At 60.6% G+C, this 18,321-nt stretch carries 14 protein-coding genes; 11 read left to right on the top strand and 3 right to left on the bottom strand.

The window, feature by feature from the left end:
- Window positions 1–11: 11 nt before the first annotated feature.
- Complete coding sequence (locus tag Harman_RS18960; protein ID WP_137685267.1) at window positions 12–779, bottom strand: IclR family transcriptional regulator; 768 nt, start codon at window positions 777–779, stop codon at window positions 12–14.
- Between the two features lie 463 nt (window positions 780–1,242).
- The gene (locus Harman_RS18955) at window positions 1,243–2,277 is read right to left on the bottom strand and encodes a galactitol-1-phosphate 5-dehydrogenase (protein WP_137685266.1); all 1,035 of its coding nucleotides are present in this window, start codon (window positions 2,275–2,277) and stop codon (window positions 1,243–1,245) included.
- A gap of 351 nt (window positions 2,278–2,628) precedes the next feature.
- Here Harman_RS18955 and Harman_RS18950 point away from each other — a divergent pair, with 351 nt between their 5' ends.
- The 6 genes from Harman_RS18950 (at window position 2,629) to Harman_RS18925 (ending at window position 9,372) form a co-directional block, all read left to right on the top strand.
- Window positions 2,629–4,071, top strand: a complete 1,443-nt coding sequence (locus Harman_RS18950; RefSeq protein ID WP_137685265.1) for an ABC transporter substrate-binding protein — start codon at window positions 2,629–2,631, stop codon at window positions 4,069–4,071.
- Between the two features lie 37 nt (window positions 4,072–4,108).
- Window positions 4,109–5,041, top strand: coding sequence for a carbohydrate ABC transporter permease (locus tag Harman_RS18945; RefSeq protein ID WP_137685264.1), 933 nt, complete (start codon window positions 4,109–4,111; stop codon window positions 5,039–5,041).
- Window positions 5,041–5,919 (top strand): carbohydrate ABC transporter permease, encoded by an 879-nt coding sequence (locus Harman_RS18940; RefSeq protein ID WP_137685263.1) that lies wholly within the window; start codon window positions 5,041–5,043, stop codon window positions 5,917–5,919. Before Harman_RS18945 ends, Harman_RS18940 begins: the two co-directional genes overlap by 1 nt.
- 85 nt (window positions 5,920–6,004) lie before the next feature.
- Window positions 6,005–7,165, top strand: a complete 1,161-nt coding sequence (locus tag Harman_RS18935) for an ABC transporter ATP-binding protein (RefSeq protein ID WP_137685262.1) — start codon at window positions 6,005–6,007, stop codon at window positions 7,163–7,165.
- A 61-nt stretch (window positions 7,166–7,226) separates the two neighbouring features.
- On the top strand, window positions 7,227–7,880 hold the full coding sequence (locus Harman_RS18930) for a class II aldolase/adducin family protein (protein WP_137685261.1): 654 nt from the start codon (window positions 7,227–7,229) through the stop codon (window positions 7,878–7,880).
- A gap of 16 nt (window positions 7,881–7,896) precedes the next feature.
- A complete protein-coding gene (locus Harman_RS18925; RefSeq protein ID WP_137685260.1) occupies window positions 7,897–9,372 on the top strand; it encodes a rhamnulokinase in 1,476 nt (491 codons plus the stop codon).
- Between the two features lie 4 nt (window positions 9,373–9,376).
- Here the strand turns inward: Harman_RS18925 and Harman_RS18920 are convergent, their stop codons facing one another.
- The gene (locus Harman_RS18920; RefSeq protein WP_137685259.1) at window positions 9,377–10,150 is read right to left on the bottom strand and encodes an SDR family NAD(P)-dependent oxidoreductase; all 774 of its coding nucleotides are present in this window, start codon (window positions 10,148–10,150) and stop codon (window positions 9,377–9,379) included.
- Window positions 10,151–10,270: 120 nt separating this feature from the next.
- On the opposite strand from Harman_RS18920, the gene dgoD reads away from it, so the two are divergent.
- The 5 genes from dgoD (at window position 10,271) to Harman_RS18895 (ending at window position 17,974) form a co-directional block, all read left to right on the top strand.
- Complete coding sequence (gene dgoD / locus Harman_RS18915) at window positions 10,271–11,422, top strand: galactonate dehydratase (RefSeq protein ID WP_137685258.1); 1,152 nt, start codon at window positions 10,271–10,273, stop codon at window positions 11,420–11,422.
- Window positions 11,423–11,477: 55 nt separating this feature from the next.
- On the top strand, window positions 11,478–12,509 hold the full coding sequence (locus Harman_RS18910; protein ID WP_137685257.1) for an NAD(P)-dependent alcohol dehydrogenase: 1,032 nt from the start codon (window positions 11,478–11,480) through the stop codon (window positions 12,507–12,509).
- Window positions 12,510–12,918: 409 nt separating this feature from the next.
- Window positions 12,919–13,947: an LLM class flavin-dependent oxidoreductase gene (locus Harman_RS18905; RefSeq protein WP_137685256.1), complete on the top strand. Its 1,029-nt coding sequence runs from the start codon at window positions 12,919–12,921 to the stop codon at window positions 13,945–13,947.
- A gap of 915 nt (window positions 13,948–14,862) precedes the next feature.
- Complete coding sequence (locus Harman_RS18900; protein WP_137685255.1) at window positions 14,863–16,071, top strand: glycoside hydrolase family 88 protein; 1,209 nt, start codon at window positions 14,863–14,865, stop codon at window positions 16,069–16,071.
- A 73-nt stretch (window positions 16,072–16,144) separates the two neighbouring features.
- Window positions 16,145–17,974, top strand: coding sequence for a DUF2264 domain-containing protein (locus Harman_RS18895; protein ID WP_137685254.1), 1,830 nt, complete (start codon window positions 16,145–16,147; stop codon window positions 17,972–17,974).
- Window positions 17,975–18,321 lie beyond the last annotated feature (347 nt).

Below are 18,321 nucleotides of genomic sequence, written 5' to 3'. Positions count from 1 at the left end.
TTTTCGACCGCTCAATTCGCTGTGAGGTCGACCTGTATGGACTTCGTCGTGCTGAGAACTTGTCCAGTGATATCTTCTCGGAGGTATCGTCCGTTCAGACGGTTAACGGGACCACAGACACCCAGTGCGGCAGTCCGGCTACCGTTGATCTGCGGGAGCGGGGCAGCAACGCCGATAATCCCCTCGTATTGTTCACCTCTGCAGAACGCAACACCGTCATCGCGGATCTGGCGCAGTTCGTCGGTGAGTTCCGCTGGGTCCACGATCGTCGCGCTTGTCGGGGCCACGAGATCCGTCTCGTCGAGTATCCTATCCACGCGATCACTCGCTAGTGACGCTAGAATCGCCTTTCCCGGGGCGTTTACGTGGAGTGGCAGTCGTTCGCCCGCATGGAACGGCGCGGACCAGCCGCCCTCGGGTTCGGAGATCGACACCGGCACCCCGCCCCGCTCTTCGAGGACAAACAGCGTCGCAGTCTCCCCTGTCGCCGCCGCGAGATTGTCCAGTTGCTGTTTGGCCGCCTGATAGAAACCGAACCCGTCACGCGTTCGCTCACCGAGAGCCAACGGCCGGAGCGACGCCTCGTATCGGTCCGACCGCTTGACTGCGTACCCGGCCGCACGCAGTGTCGAAAGGTGGTTGTGGGCGACACTCTTTGAAACGCCGACGATATCCGCGAGCGCCGTGACGCCAACGGGATCGTTCGAATCTACCAGCGCTTCGAGAATAGCCAACGATGTCTGGGTCGCTTCGACAGCATATTTGGGTTCGTCGGTCATGTTACCGATCATACAACCGGACAGATAAAAAGGCTGTTCATCAGAACAGAACAAATATTCTCATGTGAACTATCCACATAGGAAATTGTTCACCATCTATCAGCATTAATTGGGTTATTACGATCTACAGCCCGCGGAATTTACTTGTTCTTCTCTACAGAACGCTATCACGCCTCGGAGTTAGATCACAATCCGAGGTAAACAGGACTCATAGTGATTCTTGTCGATTATTTCCGGATAGCGCCGCCCCTGGAGGGTCGGCCCGTACCGGTAAATCGCTACAAGAATCACTATCAGGCTAGCCAGACCGTTTCGGAAGTGGTAGTATCGTTTCCTATTCTACAAAGTGCTGACACGGCAGCGGCTGGGGCTTCGAATCCGTCTGTTGCACCCGTACCGGCTCTGTCGCCAAGCACAACGACGACAGCGTTGTCAGCAGCCGTATCGACATGGTGGAACTCGCTTACTCGCCGTCACCCGGGATGACGACTTTCTTCAGCCCCTCGGCGTTACCCATCCGTTCAAAGGCCGTCGGAAGGTCATCGAGGCCGATGCGTTCCGTGATGAGCCGCTCGGCGTCGATGCGGTCGTGCTGGAGCATTGTCACCGCTCGCTCGAAGTCCTCAGTCGTCAGTGAGAACGACCCCCGGTAGTCGACCTCGTCGAAGAAAACGTCGAAGGGACTGATCTCCATCGTCGCCTCCTGATCGGGGACGCCGAAGATGAGCGTCAAGCCGCCGGGCGCTGTCACGGCGTTGGCCTGCTTGATTGTCGGGACGAGCCCGATTGCTTCAGCACCGACATCGACCGGCCCGCCGGCCGCTTCGGGAATCGCCGTCTCCGGGTCTTCCTCGTTGGGGTCGACAACCGCGTCCGCACCGAGGTCAGCGGCCAGTTCGCGCCGTTCGTCGTCGAGTTCGGAGACGACGATTGGGGCAGCCCCTGCGTTGCGGAACGCCTGCAGGAGTAACAGGCCGATGGGTCCCGCACCGATGATCCCGACACTGTCGCCCGGTTTGATATCGGCCTGCTCGACACCGTGAACACAGCAGGCGAGTGGTTCGGCGAGGGCGGCCCGCTCGAAGGACATCTCGCCGATGTCCTCGACGTTGATAGCCGGGACGCGGACGTACTCGGCGAAGGCCCCGTCGAGGATGGTGTCACCGGCACCGCCGATGCTCGTGTTGTTCTCACAGAGGTGCGTCTCCCCCTTCTTGCAGTACGAACAGGCGTTACAGGGAACGGTGGGGTTGATGGCGACGCGGTCTCCGACGGAGAAGCTGTCGACATCGGACCCGACTTCCGCGACGGTTCCGGCCCCCTCGTGGCCCAAGACAAGCGGCGTTTCGGCGGCGAAGGTGCCGTGGTACATGTGATAGTCGGTCATACAGACACTGCAGGCACCGACCTGAACGAGGACCTCGTCGTCCGCTGGGTCCGGTCGATCCCGCTCTTCGACAGTAATCTCGCCGACATCGGTCAATGTGCTTGCACGCATCAGTCGTCCTCCCTGTGGCGGAGCGTGGTCGTCACTGCATCGGTACTTCGGCCGTGCATTGGTGTGGCTCGGGTCATGAGTAGGTTGTGCCGTCGTCCGCCGTCACCGGCCGCATCGTCGAGTTGAACGGCGAGCGTACACAGCGGACTCGGCGTCGATCCGTACTATCGATGTTTTCGGACCGCATATTAAAATCTTGCCACGGTTCCCCGCACGCGGTCCAAAACCGACTTCTCGGGGCTTCGACCGCTGCTTTACATCTATCTTCTCCGACCGAGATGGGTATTCTACGTTACAGATGATTACCTTTATTATCTATCGGTAATTCGGTACGGGGTGAGGCCAACTGACATGACCAGACCCAACAGGCGGAAATTTCTGAAAGCGACAGGTGTCGGACTACTCGGCGGTCTCGCGGGCTGTACGCGAGGCGGCGACGGTGGCGACGGTAGCGGGAGTGACGGTTCCAGTGGTGGCAGCGACGGCGGGACCGGTACCGACGGCACCAGTAGCGGCGACGGTGAGCTGGCGATTCCTCTGAGCGAGTACGAGGACGCCGATATCGATTGGCGGCAGTTCGAAGGCTCCTCGATCAATATTGGTGCCGTCCAGCACCCATGGGTTTCAGCCATCAAGCCAGCAGTCCCGGTCTTCGAGGAGCTGACCGGCATCGATGTCGTCTGGAACGTGTTGCCGGAACAGCAGTTCCGAACCAAGCGCCAGACCGACGTGAGCACCGGGGCTGGACAGTTCGATGTCTTCTACATGGACCAGGTCGTCAACCAGTTCCGTGAGGAAGGCTGGATCCAGCCGCTCGACCCGTTCTTCGAGGATGAGAGCCTCTTCGACGAAGACTGGTACAACACCGACGACCTCTTTGAAGCATCGCGGTGGCAGGCCCACGGTGGCGGCTACAGCGACACCTGGACCGGGATGCCGATCACTGTCGAGGTTCAGACGCAGTTCTACCGCACGGACCTCTACGACAAACACGACCTGGAGGTCGCGGAGACGCTCGAAGAGTTCCGCCAGAACGCACAGACCATCCACGAGAACGAGTCGGATGTCGTCGGTACCGTCGGCCGCGGCGACAAGGGATACGGGATGAACATCTACGTCCTGAACACGTTCCTGCGCCAGAACGGCGCACAGCTGTGGGACAGTTTCCCCGACGATTCCGGCCTCGATTCCGACGGCGTCATCAATGCCGCAGAATGGTACGTCAGCCTGCTGCAGGACTACGGTCCCGAAGGGGCCTCGACCCAGACCTGGTCGGACGTGCTCTCGACGATGCAGGAGGGACGTGCCGGCCACATCGTCTCCGATGCGAACCTCTTCTGGCCCGGGCTCACCGGCTCTGACTCCTCGGTGGCGGACAACATCGGTATCGCAAAGGTGCCGAGTCCGGAAGACGGCCAGTTCTCGCCCAACGCGTTCAACTGGCAGATCTCCACGTCGAAAAACGCCCAGAACTCTGAGCAGGCGTTCCTGTTCATGGTGTGGGCGTCCTCGCAGCCGACCAACACCTGGATGCACATCGAGGGCGACGCCGCGTTCTCCGTCCGCCAGTCCGTCTGGGAGAACGACGAGTTCCGCTCGCAGGTGGGCGAGAACTTCGCGCAGGTCACGCTCGAATCGCTGCAGGCGGCGGCCCCGGACCCCTTCGACCGGAAGTACCCGGAATGGGGCCAGCGCTACTCCGAGGAACTGCAGCGCGCCATCGCCGGCCAGAAGTCCGCCGAGGACGCGATGACGCAGGCTGCGACCATTGCCGAGGACATTTACAGCAACTGAAACCCAGTCCTATCCGAGCCACAACACTACCTCACCAATGAGTACACCAACGCAAACGGAAACGACATCCAAATCGACCTTCGCCAGGCTCCGGGACCTGTGGAACGACTACCTCCCGTACTGGTTCATGGCTCCGATGGTCGCGGTGATGGTGATGATCACCTTCTTCCCCGGTGCCTACGACCTGTATCTCAGCCTGATCGCGGAGCCGACACTCGATATATTCGCGGCCGATTTCGTCGGCCTGCAGAACTTCGAGACGGCCTTTACCCGCGGCGGCGCGATCCACTCGTTCGTCATTACGATTACCGTCGTCGTCAGCGCCTTGCTCCTCGAAACGGTCCTCGGGTTCGTCCTGGCCGCGCTCGTCGCCGGCGTCGGCTCCGACCGGACGAAGTCGTTCTATCGGGTGCTGTTCATCATTCCGATGGCCGTCGCACCCGTCTCGCTAGCGACTATCGGCCGGATCATGCTGAACAGCGAGATCGGCATCATTCCCTACGTCATAAACACCGGTACGCCGTTCGCAGCGCCGAATTTCCTCTCGGACATTCCGCTGCTGACGGTTATTCTCCTCGACGCGTGGAACTGGACGCCGTTCATGTTCATCATCTTCTACGCCGGCCTCTCGTCGGTCCCGAAGACGCTCATCGAGGCCTCACGCGTCGACGGCGCGCCGATGTGGCGGCGCTACGTCCACGTCATCATCCCCTACATGAAGCCGGTCGTGTTCGTTGCGACGCTCATCCGGCTGATCGACCTGTTCCGGACGTTCGGCGTGGTGTACGGGCTCACCGGCGGTGGACCAGGGACGGCGACCCAGCTCGTGAGCATCAACATCTACGAACAGATGTTCATCAACAACCAAATAACGGTGGCCGCAGCCATCGCCATCGTCTACCTCGTCCTCGTCGTTGCACTGTGTAACATCATCATTGCGAAGGTCGGCTTCGAGGGGGTGTGGGACTGATGGCAACGACAGACGGCGACTCTGCAACCGCGTCACAGCGCCTCGACAAGGACACGCGGGAGACACTCGTCACGGCCGTTCGCCACACCATCTTGCTGACGTGGTCGTTCATCGTGCTGTTCCCGCTGTACTGGCTCGCCTCGATGTCGCTGAAGCCGCCCGGAACAGCGAACTCGCTGCCGCCGGACTGGATCTTCCTGCCGACGGTGTACAACTACATCCAACTGTTTCAGGACTCCGGGTTCGTCGAGGCCTTCGCCAACAGCCTGATTATGGTGTCGGCGTCGGTCGTCCTCGTGCTGTTGATCGGCGTGCCCGCCGCGTACGTCCTCTCGCGGTACGACATCCCGATGGAGCGGGACGTGCTCGTGTGGATACTCTCCTCGCGGATGCTCCCGCCCATCGCGGTCGTGCTCCCCTTCTTCATCATCTTCCGGGAGCTCAACCTGTTCGACACGCGCATCGGGATGGTCCTGATGTACGTCAGCATCAACCTCTCGCTCGTTGTCTGGGTGATGAAGGCGTTCTTCGACGGCATCCCCGAGACCCTAGAGGAGGCGGCCCGGGTCGACGGCGCGACCCAGTTCCAGGGCTTCAGGAAGGTCGTCCTCCCGGCGGCCAAGCCCGGGATCTTCTCGGTCGCCATCATCAGCTTCATTTTCGCCTGGATCGAGTTGCTGTTCGGGCTCGTGCTGACGAGCTTCGAAGCCGTGCCGGTGACGCTGTTCGTCTACTCGTTCATCGGCTCCCGCTCGATCGAGTGGGGGATGCTCGCGGCCGCCTCGACGGCGATGATCGTCCCCGTCGTGATCTTCCTTATCGCGGTCAACAAGTACCTCGCAGCCGGACTCAGCTTCGGCGTGGTGATCAAGGAATGACTCCAGGATCTGTACCGCAACAGGTATCGCCCGCAAACCACACCCCTGCGGCGGGGAGCAGTCGCCGCGACACGGAGGCACGCTAATGGCTCGTATCACAATCGACGACGTTACGAAACGGTTCGGCGACGAAGAGGAATCGATCGTTGCGGTCGACGACGTTTCCCTGGACATCCGCGACGGCGAGTTCATCGTCTTCGTCGGGCCGTCCGGGAGCGGGAAGTCGACGCTGATGCGCATCGTCGCGGGGCTGGAAACGCAAACGGAAGGCGACATCCACATCGGTGACGACCTCGTCAATCAGCTCGGCCCGCGCGCCCGGGACATCGCAATGGTGTTCCAGAACTACGCGCTGTACCCCAACATGACCGTCGAGGAGAACATGTCGTTCGGACTGAAAATGTCCACGGACATGTCCGACGACGAGATCGAGGAAGCCGTCACCTCGGCCGCCGAGATGATGGATATCGACATGCTGTTAGACGACAGGCCGGGCGAACTCTCCGGCGGACAACAGCAGCGCGTCGCGCTCGGGCGGGCCATCGTCCGGGACCCCAACGTGTTCCTGATGGACGAACCCCTGTCGAACCTGGATGCGAAGCTCCGGGCGGAGATGCGGACCGAGATCAACCGGCTCCAGAACGACCTCGACGTGACGACGCTGTATGTCACCCACGACCAGACCGAGGCGATGACGATGGGCGACCGGCTCGTCGTCCTCAACTACGGGGAACTCCAGCAGGTTGGAACGCCACTGGAGTGTTTCTACCGGCCGGCCAACCAGTTCGTCGCCGGCTTCCTCGGCTCGCCATCGATGAACTTCTTCGAGGGGGCGGTCGAGGGCGGCACGCTCCGGGCGGACGGCTTCGACTTCGACCTGACCGAACAGATGCAGTCCGCCGTCGGGAGCCGAAACGAACTCGTCCTCGGTATCCGGCCCGAGGACATGACGCTTCACGACCGGGCGAACTCGGGCCACGAGTTCGAGGCCGTCGTCGATGTCGTCGAACCGATGGGAAGCATCTCCTACGTCTACCTGCAGGCCCGGTCACAGAGCCACGACCAGACGTTTATCGTCGAGACGGATGGCCAGCGCCCGATCAGCGAAGGACAGCACGTCTACGTGGAGATTCCCGACGAGGATGTCCACCTGTTCGATCCCGCCAGCGGCGAGACGATCCACCAGCGCCAGCTCGGTGAGGATGCCGAGCTGGCCCTCGAAGAACAGATGAAGCCCGCCGAGTGAAGACGAGCCCCTAGCTGTCCTCACTCGCCGCAGTCACCCAACAACACACGACACACAACAGATGACAGATCAAGACATTTCACACTACGAGACGCGTACCGCTATCTGCGACTACGGCCGCAGCCTGCTCGAAGACGACCTGACGACCGGCACCGGTGGAAACCTCAGTGCCCGACTCGACGAGAACCATATCGCGATCAGCCCGTCGGGAATCCCCTACGGGGAGATCGAGCCCGAGGACGTTCCGGTCGTCCACACGGACGGCACTGTCGTCGAAGGCGATATCGAGCCGTCGACGGAGCTCCCGATGCATCTGGCTGTCTATCGTGAGCGACCCGCGGTCGGCGGCGTCGTCCACACGCACTCCCCGTACGCGACGACCTTTGCCTCGCTCGGAGAGGCGATTCCGGCCTCACATTACCTCCTCTCGTTCACCGGGACAGAGGTTCCAGTTGCCGAATACAGAACTCACGCGACCGAGGAACTCGGCGAGGCCGCTGTCGACGCGCTGGGCGAGTCGTTCAACGCCACGCTGTTGCGCAACCACGGCGTGTTGACAGCCGACGAGTCGCTGGATGACGCCTACACGGTCGCGCTGATGGTCGAGTACTGCGCACGCATCCATCACCAGGCCCGAGCCATCGGCGAACCGGAAATCCTCCCGGACGAAGAGATCGACCGATTGGCGGACAAACTCGACAGCTACGGGCAGTGACTCTCCCGACTGACCCATGAACCACGTCGCTATCGACATCGGCGCGAGCGGTGGGACGGTGTTTCTCGGCGAGGTGACCGAGTCGTCGTTCGCCGTGCAGGAAGTCCATCGGTTCGACAACCGACCCGTCGAACGGGACGGCCGCTACGTCTGGGACGTGGATGCGCTCGTCGCCCACATCGGAGACGGGATTCGGGCCGCTGACGACTACGCCGACGACCTCGATACGGTCGGTATCGATACGTGGGGGCTCGACTTCGGGCTCTTGGCCGACGGCGAACTGCTCCGGGACCCGGTCTCCTACCGCGACCCCGAGTCGACGGCCACGCGCGAACGAGTGTTCGATGCCGTCGGGAAGCGGCGGTTGTTCGACGCGACCGGCATCACGAACTGGAACACGCCGAACACGCTGTGGCAGCTTCACACTATCGCCGAGCACGAGCCGGAACTCCTCGAACGGAGCGACGGCCTGCTCATGATGCCACAGCTCCTTTCCGCGCGGATAGGGGGACAGCCAGCGGGCGAAGTGACGATCGCTTCGACCACACAGATGGTCGACCCGGAGCGCCGAACGTGGGCCACTGACCTGCTCGACGAGCTATCGGTTCCGACGGGCCTGCTCCCCGACCTGTCCGAACCCGGTCAGGCCCTCGGCGCTGTCGACGACGCCATCGTCTCGGGCCTGACTTCGACGCCGGAAATCGTGACGCCGGCGAGCCACGACACCGCGGCGGCCGTCGCCGGCCTCCCGATGGTCGAAGACGCCGCCTTCCTCAACACAGGGTCGTGGTTCATTCTCGGCATCGAGCGCGACGAGCCGGTCCGGACTGACGCCGCCTTCGAGCACGCCGTCTCGAACGAACTCGGCGTCGACGGAACCGTTCGGCTCCTGAAGAACATCAACGGGTTCTTTCTGCTTGAACAATGCCGCGAAGCGTGGCGCGAGGCGGGCAAGCCGGTCGACTACGAGGAACTGCTGGCGGCCGCCGAGGAGGCCCCACCACGGACCGCGCTCGTCGATACGGACGCCGACACCTTCGGCATCGACGAGCCGATGCCCGATCAGATTCGATCCTACTGCCGCCAAACGGACCAGCCGGTCCCGACAGGCCAGGGCGGTATCGTCCGCTGTCTCCTCGATAGTCTTGCCGCGAAGACGGCGCTGGAACTCGACGCGCTCGCAGCAATCGCCGAGGACCCGCCGTCGCGGATCGTTCTCGGCGGTGGGGGCGTCCGAAACGAACTGTTCTGTCAGCTACTCGCGGACGCTACCGACCGTCCGGTGTCGACTGGGCCGGTCGAAGCGACGGCAGTGGGCAACGTCCTCACGCAGGCCGTCGCCACCGGAACAGTCCCGGACATCGAAACCGGGCGGCAGTTGGTCGAGTCAGCGTTTGAGACGACGACCTACGAGCCACGCGCTGCTGGCGAATGGGTCGAGACAAAAGACCGGTTGGCCGCACTAACCGACGATCCGTCGTCCGAGGCCTGACACCTCACCGCGAGGTGTAGCCACCGTCCATCACGACGGTCGACCCCGTCATGTACGACGACGCGTCCGACGCGAGGTAGACGACGAGTTCTTTCAGTTCCTCCGGTCGGCCCAGCCGACCAATCGGCGTGTTCTCCAGCCAGGTCTCCTCCATCTCCGGGTTCTCTTCGAGCACTTCGTCGACGAGTTCGGTTCGCATGTACCCGGGTGCGATGGCGTTGACACGGACGCCCTGATCGCCCCATTCGACGGCCAGGGACTGGGTCAGCATTCTGACGCCGGCTTTGGTCGTGTTGTAGCTGGCCTGTTTCTGCGGGACGTTCACGTCGAAGCCAGACATCGAGGAGATGTTGATAATGCGCCCCTCTCCTCGGTCGAGCATCTGCTGGCCGACGTGTTTGGCACAGAGGAAGACGCCGTCGAGGTTGACCGACACGACACGCCGCCAGGATTCGATGCTCGTCTCCTCCGCCGGTGAGTTTTCGACGATGCCGGCGTTGTTGATCAGTATATCAATCGGTCCCAAACGGTCGGTCACGTCTTCGACCATCGCCTCGACTGAGGCTTCGTCCGTCACGTCGACCTCCGTCGCGATAACGTCCGTCTCGCCGTCAAGTTCTGATGCCGTCTGCTCCGCCTTCTCGCTATTTACGTCCGCGATAGCGACATCGGCCCCCATCTCCGTGAGACCGGTCGCCATCTGTTTGCCCAGACCCTGTGCTGCACCGGTGACGATAGCTGTCTCTCCATCGAGGGAGAAACTCTCCAGTACACTCATGCGTACACTCACTGCTCCGGCAGCCTCCAGCATAAATGTACGCCATTCTCTGTCACAGTCTCCGGTGGACCGATGTCTGGAGCCAGTCATTACAAGTACTCCCTCGCAGATAACATAGCCATGCAAATCACCGACTTCGAACTGTTCGCCGTGCCGCCGCGGTGGTTGCTCCTGAAGCTAGAGACTGACGAGGGGATCGTCGGGTGGGGCGAACCGATTGTTCAGGGTCGGTTAGAGACGGTTCGGGCCGCAGTTACCGAACTTATCGAGGCGTACCTCCTCGGGGCTGACCCGCTTCGGACGGAGTACCACTGGCGAAAGCTCTATCAGAGCGGCTACTTCCGGGGCGGCCCGATACTCATGAGCGCGCTCGCGGGCATCGACCACGCGCTCTGGGACATCAAGGGGCGACATTACGGCGCACCGGTGCACGAACTGCTCGGCGGTCACGTCCGCGACAAACTGCTCGTCTATCAGTGGCTCGGTGGCGATGACCCCGAAGACGTGGCCGCGGCCGCGAAGGAGGACCGGGAACGCGGGTACAGAGCATTTAAATTCAACTTTGCCAGGGAGTTCCGCCCCATCGAAACGCCCAACGCCGTCGACCATGCGGTCGAGCGCGTGGCGGCAATCCGCGACGCTGTCGGTGACGACGCCCTCGTCGGCGTCGACTTCCACGGCCGCGTCTCGAAACCGATGGCCACCGATCTCGTCGAGCGACTGGAACCGTTCGATCTGATGTTCATTGACCAGCCCCTGCTCCCCGAACACGACGACTCGTTTGCCAGTATCGCCGAGCAGACGAGTGTGCCGATTGCGACCGGCGAACGGTTCTATTCGCGCTATGACTTCAAGCAACTCCTCGTCGATGACGCGGTATCGATAATCCAGCCTGACGTGACTCACGTCGGTGGCATCAGCGAGATGCGCAAGGTCGCGTCGATGGCGGAAGCGTTCGACGTGGCCGTTGTCCCCCACTGCCCGCTCGGCCCAGTTGCGTTCGCGGCGAGTCTGCAGGTCGGGTTTTGCACACAGAACGTCGTGTTGCACGAACAGGACCTAGACCTCCACGATCCGACGACGAGCCAGCGGCTCAAGGTCCTTGAGGACCCGGAGACGTTCCGGTTCGAAGACGGCTACGTCAAACGACCGACCGGCCCCGGACTCGGTATCGATATCGACGAGGCCCATATCCGCGAACTGGCACAGACAGAGGTCAACTGGTACAACCCGGTCTGGCACCACGAAGACGGGAGCGTCGCGGAGTGGTGACCGAACGGAACGGCCACCCTGTGTATTTTTATGGTTTTGTCACGTGTGCTCACGTATGCGAAGTGCTGTACTGGTAGAACCGACTGAGTTCGAACTGCAGGACCGACCCAGACCGTCGCCCGGGCCGGATGACGTACTCGTTGCCGTCCGAGACGTTGGGATCTGTGGCTCCGATGTTCACTACTACGAACACGGCCGTATCGGTGACTACGTCGTCGAGGACCCGCTCGTTCTGGGCCACGAGAGCGCCGGTGAAGTCGTCGAAGTCGGCGAGAACGTCACCGACCACGAACCGGGCGACCGTGTCGCCCTCGAACCCGGCGTTCCCTGCCGCCGCTGTGCCCACTGCAAGCGCGGCGACTACCACCTCTGTGAGGCGGTCCGGTTCATGGCGACACCGCCCCATGACGGCGCGTTCGCTGAGTACGTCTCGTGGCCGGCCGATTTCGCCTACGAGCTACCAGATTCTGTCTCAACCGCTGAGGGGGCGCTGTGTGAACCGCTTTCGGTCGGTATACACGCCTGCCGTCGCGGCAGTGTGGGAACCGGCGATACGGTGCTGATAACCGGTGCCGGACCGATCGGGCTGATGGTGATGGAGGCCGCGCGTGCCGCCGGCGCGACGGACGTGATTCTGACCGATGTCGTCGAGGAAAAACTGGCCTTCGCCACAGAGCGGGGCGCGGACCTGACTGTCGATGTCACCGAAACGGACCTCGATACGGCGGTTGCCGAGTATACGGACGGTGTCGGTGCCGATGTCGTCGTCGAAGCGTCCGGCGCGGAACCGTCAATTCAGTCCACGATTGACGCGGTCCGTCGAGGCGGGACAGTTGTCCTAGTCGGGTTAGCCAGCGAGGCGGAGGTCCCCTTCGACGTGCTGGAGGTTATTGACAACGAGATAGATGTCCACGGGTCGTTCCGATACAAGAACACCTACGACGCGGCTATCGACCTGCTGGCCGATGGTGAGGTCGATGTCGAAGGCATCATCGACTTCGAGTCCGAACTCGAAGACATCGACGATGCGTTCCACCGGGCGATGGAACCAACTGTGGTCAAGGGCATGATTTCCCTGGACTCCTGACTAATGCCACACGAAAAGCCATGGTGCCAGAAGTGATAAAAGACAAATATAGTAGTATTTAAAAGTATTGTATAACCCCCCGAATTCCGAGATTTATATGATGTTTTGACTAATAGGCGGGATCGGTCAGGGATAGTACATAACCAAATACCCCAGATTTAGACCTATATAAACACTATTCCGTATTGTAATCATATTTTATAGGATGTATAGCAAATATAGGGCTAAAATTATGTGTTGTCCAGCTATTACGGGGCTAATATGAACTGAAAGCTATCGAAAACGTCTCTATATATGCCATACCTCTGCCATACTAAGAGAGAGACAACTAGAATGGCGACGACGTGTGGAGACACCCACACACTGCTGCTAGCCAAACGGTTATAGCCCGCAACCATTGTGGGCGGATATGGACCTCTCTATCGTCGATCTCTCTCCGGTCCCGGATGACGGCACTGGGAAGGATGCGTACGCGAACACTGTCGAAGCTGCACAGCAGGCCGAGCGACTCGGATATTCTCGATTTTGGGTGGCAGAACACCACGGAATGGGTGACACTCTTGCAGGGACCACTCCAGAAGTGCTGCTCGGACATCTTGCCGCCGAAACCGACTCGATCCGGCTCGGATCGGGCGCGGTCCTGCTCAATCATTACAGCCCGTTCAAAGTCGCGGAACTGTTCGGGTCCCTCGATGCGCTGGCTCCCGGACGGATCGATGCGGGGCTTGGACGGGCGAACGGTTCTCCGGCCGTCGACCAGGCACTCGGGACTGACCGCCGCGTTCGGAACCCCGACGAAGACCACGCCGAGAAAATCGAGGCCGTCGTCTCGCACCTCTACGATAGCTATCCCGACGGCCACGCCTATAGCGATCTGGAGATCCCACGCTCGGATGCGGAGACGCCAGTTCCGTGGGTTCTCGGGTCCAGTCCGTCGAGTGCCGCTCTGGCCGGCGAACTCGGCTTGCGCTACTGTTTTGCTGCGTTCATTCGACCGGAACTGGCTACCCGGTCCTTCGAGGCGTACCGGGACCAGTTTCAATCGTCGGAATTGGCCGGCGGGGTCGACGAGCCACAGGGGATGGTCGCCGTCAACGCTGTCTGTGCCGAGACTGACGAGGAAGCGGCGCGGCTCCGCGCCGTGGCCGAAGCGTCGTTCAAGCGGATGGAGCGGGGGGTCGTCGGCACGACCCCGTCGGTCGAGGAGGCTATCGACGAACTCGGAGCCGTCCCCGACCCGACGCCTGCCACGTTGGACGCCGGTGAGTGGCCGCGAGCGATTTCCGGCAGCCCGGAGACACTCAGTGATCTGCTCGTCCAACTCGCTGACCGAGTCGGGGTCGACGAAGTGATGATCCAGCACGTCGTCGGCGACCACGCTGACGCACTCTGCTCCCACGAGTTGCTCGCTGACGGTGTCGGTCTCACGCCGCGCTAATCTTTTAGCGTCCGCCGATAGGGACGGAGCGTTCTATGGTGAGTCTCTGTCTTCTCTCCTGTATCAGAACGTATATAATTATAAGCAAATCTTATTTCTATATGCTCAAATATATTAGTTATAGATACACACTCACTCATTTTAATGATATATTTGTAGGTACCAGCGTAGATTAGCCTATATTCTGTTTAGATAGTCCGATATCTATCGGTACTATGCAAATCTGAAATGAATACTTTGACTATACTCCCGCTGACGAAACACTCAAAATCGGCCTCGAAATCACACGATGCCAAGAATCGCATACGCAAGCGCGTAGGTGGGAAATTAGACGTATCGCGTACTATCGCCGTTGGGTCTCCGACAGTGACAGCGAAGAACTCATATACGACAATATAACGGACGTACTTTCGTTATTACACCGGTATTCTACTATCGAGACCAAGTGTTCATCACCGTTGTTGTCACACGGGGGAGCAGTTGTATCGACCGTGTGCCACTGCAACGGATCAGTAGCGACCGGAACTATAGTAGCAATTGAAACGATCTACATACTGATCGCACTCCCATCGTGCGATTAGATGTGCATAGATTTTCAATGGCTACTATAACACGATAGGCAAAACCGTGGTAAATGTCGACAGTATAGATGACTATTATTCAGCAATCCGAAAATATCGTTCAACAGTGGTTCTATAGTTCATATTTGTGCTGATATTAACTCTCCAATGATATGAATTCAGTTCTGCTGAGCTAGTATGACTCAATAATGGACGTATATCCGACAATATTGCTTTGATGTGTTTCCGAGACTGCGCTGTCTCAGCAGGACGCTCCCTGGCAGTAACGTGAGGATTCGAAGGCAATGAGGTCTGACGATGGATTTATGTCAGGAGGAACGGAACAGATTCGCACATGAGCCGCGCTCCAGAAGCCCTGCTACACGCCGTCGGGGATACGGGACTCCCAGACCGCTACACCACGCCGCCGGTCGTCGACCGAACCGACCTCGAACTCGCACTGTCGAATGCTATTGATAGCATTGATGAGAACTTGGACGAGTTCTACGACCGGTTCCCTGCCCCATCGAGCGAGAATCTCGTCTACAGTTCGACGAACAACATGAGCGGGTGGACGACGTCGTTCTGGACGGGACTGTGCTGGCTCGCATACGAAGTAACAGGTCATGATCGGTTTCGAGGCGCCGCGGAAACGCAACTCGAAACTTTCGAACGACGACTGGAAAGCGGGGAGGTCAAGACACACGATCTCGGGTTTCTCTACACGCTGTCCGCTATCGCGGGCTACCGGCTTACGAGCAACGAGCAGTACCGCTCGGCCGCACTGACCGCCGCCGACCGTCTCGTCGAGCGGTTCTGGGATGCGCCGGGGCTCATTCAGGCGTGGGGCGACCACGAATCCGACGAGGAGTCTTGGGAGCGCGGTCGGATGATAGTCGATTCGATGATGAACCTCCCGCTGTTGTTCTGGGCGAGTGAGACAACGGGCGATTCGACGTACGCCTCCGTCGCGGAGACACACGCGCGGACGAACGCACAGCACGTCGTTCGCCCCGACGGTTCGACGTTCCACACATTCAAGTGTGATGTCGAAAGCGGAGCGCCACTTGGCGGCGAGACGGCACAGGGCTACGACGCCGACTCCTGTTGGTCCCGCGGGCAGACCTGGGCGATATACGGGTACGCAGTCGCCGCGGAGTACGCTGATGAGGGCGCGTACGCCCAACTCTCCGCAAAGTTGGCTAACTACTACCTCTCGAACGTCGAGGACGACCACGTCCCCTGTTGGGACTTCGATGCCCCCGTCGACCAGCGCTACCGCGACACCTCCGCGGCGGCGATTGCGGCCTGTGGACTCGATGAGCTCGCCGGGCAACTCCCGTTCGCGGATACCCGTGCCCGCGGCTACGAGAACGCCGCCATCGCCACCCTCGGTAGTCTCGCGGCGGACTACACGACCGAGGAGCGAGACTCGAATGGCCTGTTGACCGAAGGGGCCTACGACCCGACGGACGGGGACTACGACGAGTGTTGTATCTGGGGTGATTACTTCTACGTCGAGGGACTCGTCCGTGCGACCCAGCACTGGTCGCGGTACTGGTGAGTCAGTTCGGCACAGAACCGAGGGACGACCGGAGGGGAAAATTATTGTGTGTTGACATCAGTGTACCCGGTAGATGAATCCAGTCGACGGCAATCCCCTCCGGACGCGACAGGATTTCGAACGGGCAGTGACACAACTCGTCGAACCGCTGGTACCGCATTTCAGTTCCGGGAAGGCGCGGGTGAGACCTACGGCGACCGGGGCGCACTTCCCCGACGGCTCTGCCGAACTCGAAGGGTTCGCCCGGCCGCTGTGGGGGCTCGTTCCGCTGGGGGTTCACAGCGAGTACGACCGCTGGCCGCTGTTTCGGACTGGCTTGGTCAACGGGACAGACCCGTCCCACGAGGAGTACTGGGGCAGCGCGGACGACTACTCGCAGAAACTCGTCGAGATGGCCGCCATCGGCGTCGGCCTCGAGCTTACGCCGGAGCATCTCTGGGACCCGCTCTCGGACGGGGAGCGAGAGCGCCTCGTCACGTGGCTGAACCAGATCAACGAGGCCGAACTCCACGACTGTAACTGGCTGTTCTTCCGCGTGATGGTGAACATGGGGCTCCGCTCGGTCGGCGCACGCCACGACTGGGAGTGTACCCAGGCCACGCTCGACCGACTCGAAACGTTCTATCGCGGGGGCGGCTGGTACACCGACGGCCCGGAAGAGGGCCAGAGCCCGACCGACTACTACATCCCGTGGGCGATGCACCTCTATGGCCTCCTCTATGCGACTATCGCCGGTGACGAAGACCCCGAGCGTGCGGCCCGATTCCGCATGAGAGCTGAAGAGTTTGCGACCCAGCACATCGACTGGTTCGACGAGTACGGACGGGCACTTCCGTACGGTCGAAGCCTGACGTATCGGTTCGCGCAGGCGGCGTTCTGGGGTGGATTAGCGTTCGCTGACCTGGACCCGCTTCCGTGGGGCGTCATCCGCGGCCTCTGGGCCCGAAACGTCCGGTGGTGGCTGAACCAGCCGATATTCACAGATGGGGGATTGCTGTCGGTCGGCTACCGGTACCCGACGCTGAAACCCTCAGAATCGTATAATTCCCCGAACTCGCCGTACTGGGCGATGAAGGCGTTTCTCCCGCTGGCGCTGGACCGGGACCACCCGTTCTGGCAGGCCGACGAGGAGCCGCTACCGGACCGTCCCGAGACGACGGTACAACCCGAAGCGAAGAAGGTCATCTGCCGAAGCGACGAACACCTGTTCGCGCTCTCGCTCGCACAGGACAGCGTCCACGGCCGAGAGAAGTACACGAAGTTCGCGTATTCCACTGCGTTCGGCTTCTCTGTGGCTGGTCGAATGCCCGGCCCTGGACAGGCCGCCCACGACAGCGCACTCGCGCTCAGTCTCGACGGCGACCAGTACAAGATTCCCGCATCGTTGGCGGCGACAGCCATCGACGGGACAACGTTGACATCCCGGTGGGAGCCGTGGGACGGCGTGAGCGTCGAGACCTGGCTCGTACCGGCACTCCCGTGGCACGCACGCGTCCATCGGCTGCAAGCAAACCGAACGATATACAGCGAGGAAGGCGGGTTTGCCCTGGACAGGAGCGGTGATGACGACCGGACGCAGTTCACCCACGAAACTGCGTCTGGAACAGCACTCGCGCGGTATCCAAACGGATTGAGCGGCATCACCGACGGGTTCAGCGACCGTACCCCGGTCGTTGTGGCCGAGGAACCCAACACGAACCTCAACCACTCGCGGACTGTCGTACCAACGCTTCGGGCGACCCACGACGCCGGCGAACACTGGTTCGCGTCGGCGGTTATGGCTACTCCCAACAGCGAGGCGGCGTGGGAGCAAGCTCCGACGTTCGAACCGACCGACGACACTGTCACCGTCAGGACACACGACGGCGAACGACTCTACGAGTGCGGTCCCAGTGACGTGTAAGATTCGATCCCGATATTGCTCGCTTCATTCTGATCCCTGGGGAATGGATTGGATGTAGCTGTCTGAGTGCTATTACTATCTCTTTTCAAGGATAAGATACTATATTGGCGAATTATATTTGTATAAAAGTAGATATCAGAATATATTTCTACCATATAGATTAACTCCATATGACTTCTTCTCACATACTCGCCTATTAGGAACTCATTCCGGATTCACGGACATTAAATCTGGTAGTTATGGTATCAAACCCATCAATCACGAGGCAGATGACCGCCAGTGCGTCGCGGACACCATCAACGGGGATATCTGAAGCGAACATCCCCGTTCGCAGTTGAGTTCTCTCG

The organism is Haloarcula mannanilytica (assembly GCF_005406125.1).
GTDB classification, from domain to species: Archaea; Halobacteriota; Halobacteria; order Halobacteriales; family Haloarculaceae; genus Haloarcula; species Haloarcula mannanilytica.
Note: the sequence above shows the minus strand (reverse complement) of the source record. Positions and strands in the feature narration are given on the sequence as shown.